2 protein-coding genes are annotated in these 7,436 nt (G+C 33.2%); both read right to left on the reverse strand.

The genetic code is table 11. The annotated features are described in order from the left end of the window. Positions 1 to 301: 301 nt before the first annotated feature. Positions 302 to 4,687, reverse strand: a complete 4,386-nt coding sequence (locus tag QM536_05955) for a T9SS type A sorting domain-containing protein (protein ID MDI9356553.1) — start codon at positions 4,685 to 4,687, stop codon at positions 302 to 304. A gap of 993 nt (positions 4,688 to 5,680) precedes the next feature. Continuing rightward, positions 5,681 to 7,436: T9SS type A sorting domain-containing protein (locus tag QM536_05960; protein ID MDI9356554.1), on the reverse strand; the 1,756-nt coding region annotated here is incomplete at its 5' end.

The raw sequence follows: 7,436 nt of genomic DNA on the forward strand, positions 1-7,436 counted from the left end.
ACTATTTATTCAATAGTATTACTTATTCAATAGTATTACTTATTCAATAGTATTATGTATTACATAGTAATATAATATGCAATATCCATTTTATTTTATATATTTCGCAAACTTTTTATGTTTTTTACAATTATTTAACTAAAATTAACTAAAAATTATAAAAACAGATACATTTTTTATAGAATTCCCCAAATCTCAAAAAAGATACAGGGATTTGATAGCAAGCTATTCAATATCTGTGATGACAAAAAAAGAGAGCGTCTCATCAACGCTCTCTTTTAGTATGTATGATAATAAATATTTATTCTTTTATTACCTTTTCTGCCTTCAAAACCTCTCCCTTTTCTCCATATACTATTATAATATATTCTCCTTTGGGCAGGGATTTTATATTTATAGGTATGCCATCCTTACCAATATACTCCATACCCATTACCCCATATCCCATTATATCATATACCTTCGCAGATGCAATTTTTTGGGTTTTATCGTATTGAATGGTTATATAATCATTTGCGGGGTTCGGGAAGATACGAATAGAAGTATTAGGTATTTCTACGAAGGTAAGTGCGGGTGTAGGTTCTACTTTGTTTGTTACTGTGAGTATTTGTTGAACAGAAACACTATTAAACTGTGGATTTTCTGCTTGGTTTGCAATGATAGATGCTGTCCCTGTTCCGACAGCGGTAAGCGTATTGCCACTTACAGTTGCTATTTTTTCATCACTGGATACAAAAGTTATCTCAACAGGGCTATTAGAAGTAGCTACGAGAGTGTATTTTTGCTCTATGGTGAGATTCGGAAGAGCAGTAAAAGTAAGGGTAGGTGTTGGTTTAGTAGGGGTAGGTGTTGGTTTATTCCCATTATTTGCATTAGATATACTAAATATTTGTATGGCAGACGCTGACAAATAATTATTATTTCCTGTATGATAAGCCGTAATATTCACCGTTCCTGTTCCGTTAATGGTTACCGTGTTATTATTTATAGCTACCAAAGTATTGGATGCAGAAAATAACACAGTGAGATTCGCAGAAGAGGTGGCTTGTAAAACAAAAGGAACATCTCCGTAGGTTTTATTTGCTAAGCTTTCAAAACTGATACTCTGATTCGCTTTGTTTATAGTAAGTATTCGTGTAGCAGAAGTTTCTAAATAAGCTCCATTTCCCGTGTTAAAAGCTGTTATTTCTACTGTTCCCGCCCCATTTATAATAACGGTATTATTGTTGATGGAAGCAAGAGTATTAGAAGCAGAATAACTTAATGGTAAACCACTATTAGTACTTGCATTCAAAACAAAGGGAGCATCTCCATAAGTTTTTTGTAGAATATCCTTAAAACTTAGGTACTGATATCTTCGAGAATATAGAACAAAATTTCTATTTCCTCCTGTTGCTACATACGGGGTGCTGGCATCACTAATTGCATCGGGAAAATCTAATTGTTTAAAAGAATTATTTCCTACACTCTTTATATACTGAATAGTATCCATGGTAATAAAATGAGAATATCCTGCATATATAGCTTTATAAAATCCGTTTTTGCCTCGGGAAGTATTTTGAATGCTTCCCCATGTATAGACTTCTCCTGCGGTATCAATGGCAGCGCTAAAATTTTCACCCGCAGCGATTGCTCTTATTCCCGAAACACTTGTGTCAGGTAGTTGCCCTGAAGTGCTTTTTCCCCAAGAGATAATCTTTCCGTTTTTAGAGAGGGCAAGCGAATGGTACCTTCCCGCAGCTATCTTAACTATGTGAGAAGTAGCGGTTGATGGAACAGTACTTTGTCCGTATGTATTATCTCCCCAAGCAATAACTTTTCCTTGAGAAGTTAGTACCAAAGAATGGCTCTCGCCCCTTGCTAAAGAAATTATAGAACTTCTCGTAATGTCCGCAGGGAGTACGGTTTGTTTATGGGTAGTATCTCCCCATGCGTAGAGAATTCCATCATTTTTTAATGCGATACTTCCGTTTCCACCAGCGGCAATGCTTACAATATTTGTTTTTGCAGCTATGGGTACCTTGGTTGATTTACTAATGGAAAAACCGCTTTCATCCAATTCTTGGTAATCGCTGTCTCTGTTATTAAAATCTAATATAGTAGGAAGATCTTCTAAAACTATTCCCAAACCATTTTCCAAATTACTGATTTTATAAGGTGCTTGTATATTGGTAATCTTGGTACTATCGGCAGTAAAAGATACTCCTTCTATCACAGCGGTAGCACGGGTAAGAGAACCTGTGCTATTAATAACATTGGTTACTTCTGATGCTATGGTCAGGTTAGTAGCATTTTTATTATTTGCTATAAAAAGAATCCCATTTATACGTACTCTCGCTCCTAATTGTATTTTTGGAAGCAATCTATTAGTATATTCAAAACCCGGTCCCATAGTGCAGATGCTCTTGCTATAATAATCAGAACACCCCAAGCGTATGCTATCTATAGGTAAACCATATCGTATAGTATCAGATATATTACCAAAATCTTGTTTTGAAATCGATTGAGAGGACACTGAACTATTTCCATTTTCATCTACATAGTCAAGAAACATTGCATCGGAATTCCAAAAAAGTTTGTCTGCTGCAAAAGATGAGGATCTCTCTGATAATATTCCCCCTAAGTATCCATTATTATTTATGCGTGAAGCAAGAAGTGGAGCTGCTGAATAACTTTCTTTGACAGATAAAAAACCTTCAGCTATGAAACCTGCGATTCCTCCTACATTTTTATCTTTAACATTACAATTACTTATGAGTTTTTTAGTATTAAAACTTCCTATAACAGTTGTAGTACCAGACTTATTAGCCCCTATTAATCCTCCTGCGGTTGATATTTCTACTTGACTAACAGTTGTCAATAATCCTAAAGAAGAGCATTGAATAATAGTATTATTGTTTCTTGTTTCCCCTATTAGTCCTCCGTATCTTCCTGGAAGGGCACTACTGTTCCCGTCACGCCTTATGGTCCCACCCATAAAAGATTGTATGAGGGATGACCCAGAACAAATTCCTACTACCCCTCCTACTGCTGTATTTTCTGCCTGGACAGTATACTGGGGACTAAGACCCGTCATTTCAAAATCTATCTTTCCTAAAGCATAAGAACGAAAGACAACCGCAGATTCAAGAAACCCTACTATCCCCCCGCAAGATGATGATAGTCCTTCTCTTCCATTTATATATCCAGAGAAAAATGAATGTGTTATGGTGTCATTATTGAAATATCCAACAATCCCTCCTAATCTCATACCATATAAGTTGCCGTTTCCCTTAATACTACTACTGATGTTTCCTTGTTTCACATTACAATATGCTATGTGAGAGCTGTCTGCTTTTCCTGCCAGAGTTCCTACATACGCTTCTTCGTAATCGTTCGCATTCAAAGATACATGTATTTCAGCATCTTCTATGGATACATTTCTCATAATTCCTTTTTTTACTGATCCAAAAAGACCTATATAAGAATTGCCTGGGATTGAAATTCCTGTAGTGCCACTTCTTATAATGAAATTTCTAATAGTATTATAATTTCCTTCAAAAGTTGCACTGTATGTTTTATCAATAAGTTGTCCATATTTGTTCGTTCCTATAGGTATCCATCCGCAGAGAGTGTCCGATCCGCAAGGAGTATTGGCTTTGTATCTATTAGGAATGGTCTTTGCTTTGTAGTGTTTTGTTATTGTGAAGTCCAGGTTTCTTTTGAGTTCATACCCATAGCAATTTCCGCCGGGGCATCCTTTTGTTTTCTTTTTGTTTCCATAATATTTTCCATCCAAAGAGTATCTCACTGTATCTAAATCTTCTATATAATAGATATCTATGAGTCCATTCTTGTCTCTATCTACCCATTGATCTTCTGTTCCTGGAACTATAATATTTATCAAAGTAGAAACAGAATCAGAAGTATTATTTGAATAGGTATATTTTGCTATTATTTTATGAATACCTGTATCTAAAGCGGGTGTAGTAATAGTGGTCGTTCCATTAGCACAGGTGCTTGTTCCTATTTTTTGATGGTTGTTAGAAGCATCAAAAAATTCTATGATTTTATTTACGACATCATCATTCGTAGGACATCCAATGTTAAAAGTAGGGGTGTTTATGCTAGTAAGATTATCAAAATTATCTCCTGTATCACTTGCTGTGTCTAGGGCAATGGTTATATTTCCCCATACGTTAATAGTTCCATCTTTTCGAAGTACTATATTGTGTTTTTTTCCTAAGGATACCTCCACAATATCAGAAATATTTGAAAACGGGATAGGAAGTGCAGAAGATTTATTTCCCCAAAAAGCGATCCTTTCTGTATCAAAATTTCTTACCTGTACTAAGAATGTGTTGGTAGTATCTGCTGCATTACCAATGCCATTCTTAAATACTCTTACCGTTGCTACAAAAGTAGGATCGTTATTCTCTAAAGAGAGTTCCTTGGGTACAGTAACAACAATTTGAGAGGTTGTTTTGCTCACAATTGTTGCAGATATGTTTCCTATAGAAACACTTATATCTTCTGTAAATGTTCCGCCGCTTATAGTAATATTTTCACCTACTTTTACAGAAGTGGGGGTTACATTATCTAAATAAAAAGAAGGGTTTTGTGCAAAACACACATATCCTCCAAACAGCACAAAATTTAGGATTACAAAATAAATCCCATACGAAAAAAATTTACACTTTGCATTCATGATTCTTTGTTATATAATTGTAATTTAATAAATAAAGGTGGTTTCTAAAAATTGATTTTTATAATTTTGAAATTTAAAAAGTACAGGATACCATTTTATACTCTCTGTATTTCATGGAAAAATATGAAAATATATTTATGTACCATACTTTTTTTAATAGTTCATTTTGTTCGTTTTTTAACTATTGAACACTCATATCCTATTAAATTTGTAATCTTATTTGTTACTTGTTTTCTTATACGTTGCAATCTTCTGAAAAGTTGTTCTCAGCAAAAACAATGCCTTCAAAAAATATTAAAAAAAAGCTGTTTGTTTCTTTTCTGGGAGAATCATTACGAGAGATTCTACCCCTGCAAGAACAGGGGTATAGAGGGCGGAAATCTCCCAAAATATCTACAAAATTTAAAAGGCGTTTTAAAAAAATTATAGAAAAGTATTTTTTTGCTATCGACGGAAAGGCAATACAAAAAAGATTCCTCTTCTCTTGGTTGTGTACCGGTACTTGTGTCAACAAGAGAGAAAGTAGTTATAATCAACAGGAGTTGCAATATTATATTATGTTCCATCTATATCTTTTGTGTTTTATTTTTTGTTATTTCTTAACCTATCTGATGTAAAATTCTAAAATAAAATTTCTTTGAAAAAATATTTAATAAGAGGGGTTCTAAAAATTCAAATCCTAAAAAGTGTATCCCTTAAAAAACCAATAGTTACCAATACTTTTTTTTGAAGAAATCAATTTTTAGAACCCATCTAACTAAAAAAACTTGTTGTTTTTTACAATTTTATAATATAATATTTATTTTTTTATTTCTGATTCTGTATTGTGTATTTTTTTGATTAAAAAAAAAAAAAATATGATTTTATTTAAAAAAGATTACAAATTTAGGGAGAAAGATATCTCAAAAATTTATTGATGCAAATTTTACCCTACAAAAAAGGGCAGATATTTTTTTTCTCTGCCATTCTCGGTATAAAATTAAAAAATTATATTTATTCTTTTATTACTTTTTCTGTTAATAATACTTCCCCTTTTTCTCCATATATTATAATAATATATTCTCGTTTGGATAAAGTTTTCAAATCTACACTCAAACCTAATTCGTAATTCTTAACTCCTAATTGATAATTCTTTCCCGTAATATCATATACTTTCACTGATGAAACCTTTTGAGTCTTATCATACTGAATGGTTATATAATCTTGAGCAGGATTAGGATAGATGCGAATAGCAGGGTTTCTTGTTTCTATCAAAGTGAGTATGGATACACTGCTTATTATAGTGACCGTTTGTAGAATAGTAATATCATTATATTCTGCATTTGCTTTTTGACTTGCGGTAATGACTACGTTTCCAACTGCTATTGCAGTGGCAGTATTTCCCGTGATACTTATTTTATTTGTATCCAATGAAGTAAAAGTTATTGGAACAGGACTATTGGAAGTAGCACTCATTACAAATCTTTCCCCTACGGTCAGATTCGGAATCGCAGCAAAAGTAAGAGTCGGGGTTAAGAAAATAGGATTTGTCACCGTTACGTTTTGAGTAGCAGTAGCAGAATTATATTCTGTATTTGCTTCTTGATTTGCAGTAATAATAACTGTTCCCGATGCTTTTGCAGTAATAGTATTTCCATTGATACTTATTATAGTATTCGATGCAGTAAATGTTATGGGCATGGAACTATGAGAAGTAGCAGTCATTAGATATATTTGTCCTATACTCAGATTAGGAATAGCAGCAAAAGTAATGGTTGTGGTTATTCTATGACCACAACATGCATCTAATATAAGTAGTGTTTGGGAAGTGTGTGCTTCTCCATAACTACTATTTCCTGTATTATAAGCAGTAATATTTACCGTGCCTCCTGCTTTTATAGTAGCTGTATTATTATCAATACTTATACGAGTATTAGAAGCAGAAAATAACACAGGTAATCCCGCAGAAGATGTTGCCGATAATACAAATGGTGTATCTCCAAAAGTTTTATTTGCTAATGTTTCAAAAGTAATACTCTGATATGCTTTTTGAATAGTAAGTATCTGATAAACAGAGTTTGCACTTTCATAATTTTCATTTCCCGTATTGTAAGCAGTAATATTCACTGTGCCTATTCCTCTGAGAGTGACTGTATTAGTATTAATACTTATATGAGTATCAGATGCAGAAAATAAAACTCCTAAACCCGCAGAAGATATTGCTGTTAATACAAATGGTGCATCTCCAAAAGTTCTATCTGGGAGTGAACCAAAACTTATACTCTGAGATCTTTTTTGAATAGTAAGTATTTGTGTTTGAGATGCAAAAGTTACCGTATCATTTTCTATACTATAAGCAGTAATATTCACCGTGCCTCCTGCTTTTATAGTAGCTGTATTATTATCTATACTTATACGAGTATTAGAAGCAGAAAATAACACAGGTAATCCCGCAGAAGATGTTGCCGATAATACAAAAGGAGCATATCCAAAAGTTTTATTTGTGAGTGAATCAAAGCTTATACTCTGAGATCTTTTTTGAATAGTAAGTATCTGAAAAACAGCATTTGCACTTTCATAATTTTCATTTCCCGTTTGATATGCAGTAATATCTACTATTCCTGTTCCTCTGATGCTTACTGTATTAGTATTAATACTTATACGAGTATTAGAAGCAGAAAATAACACAGGTAATCCCGCAGAAGATGTTGCCGATAATACAAATGGTGCATCTCCAAAAGTTCTATCTGGGAGTGAACCAAAACTTATA

This window comes from Chitinophagaceae bacterium, assembly GCA_030053935.1.
Taxonomy (GTDB): Bacteria; Bacteroidota; Bacteroidia; order Cytophagales; family JASGCU01; genus JASGCU01.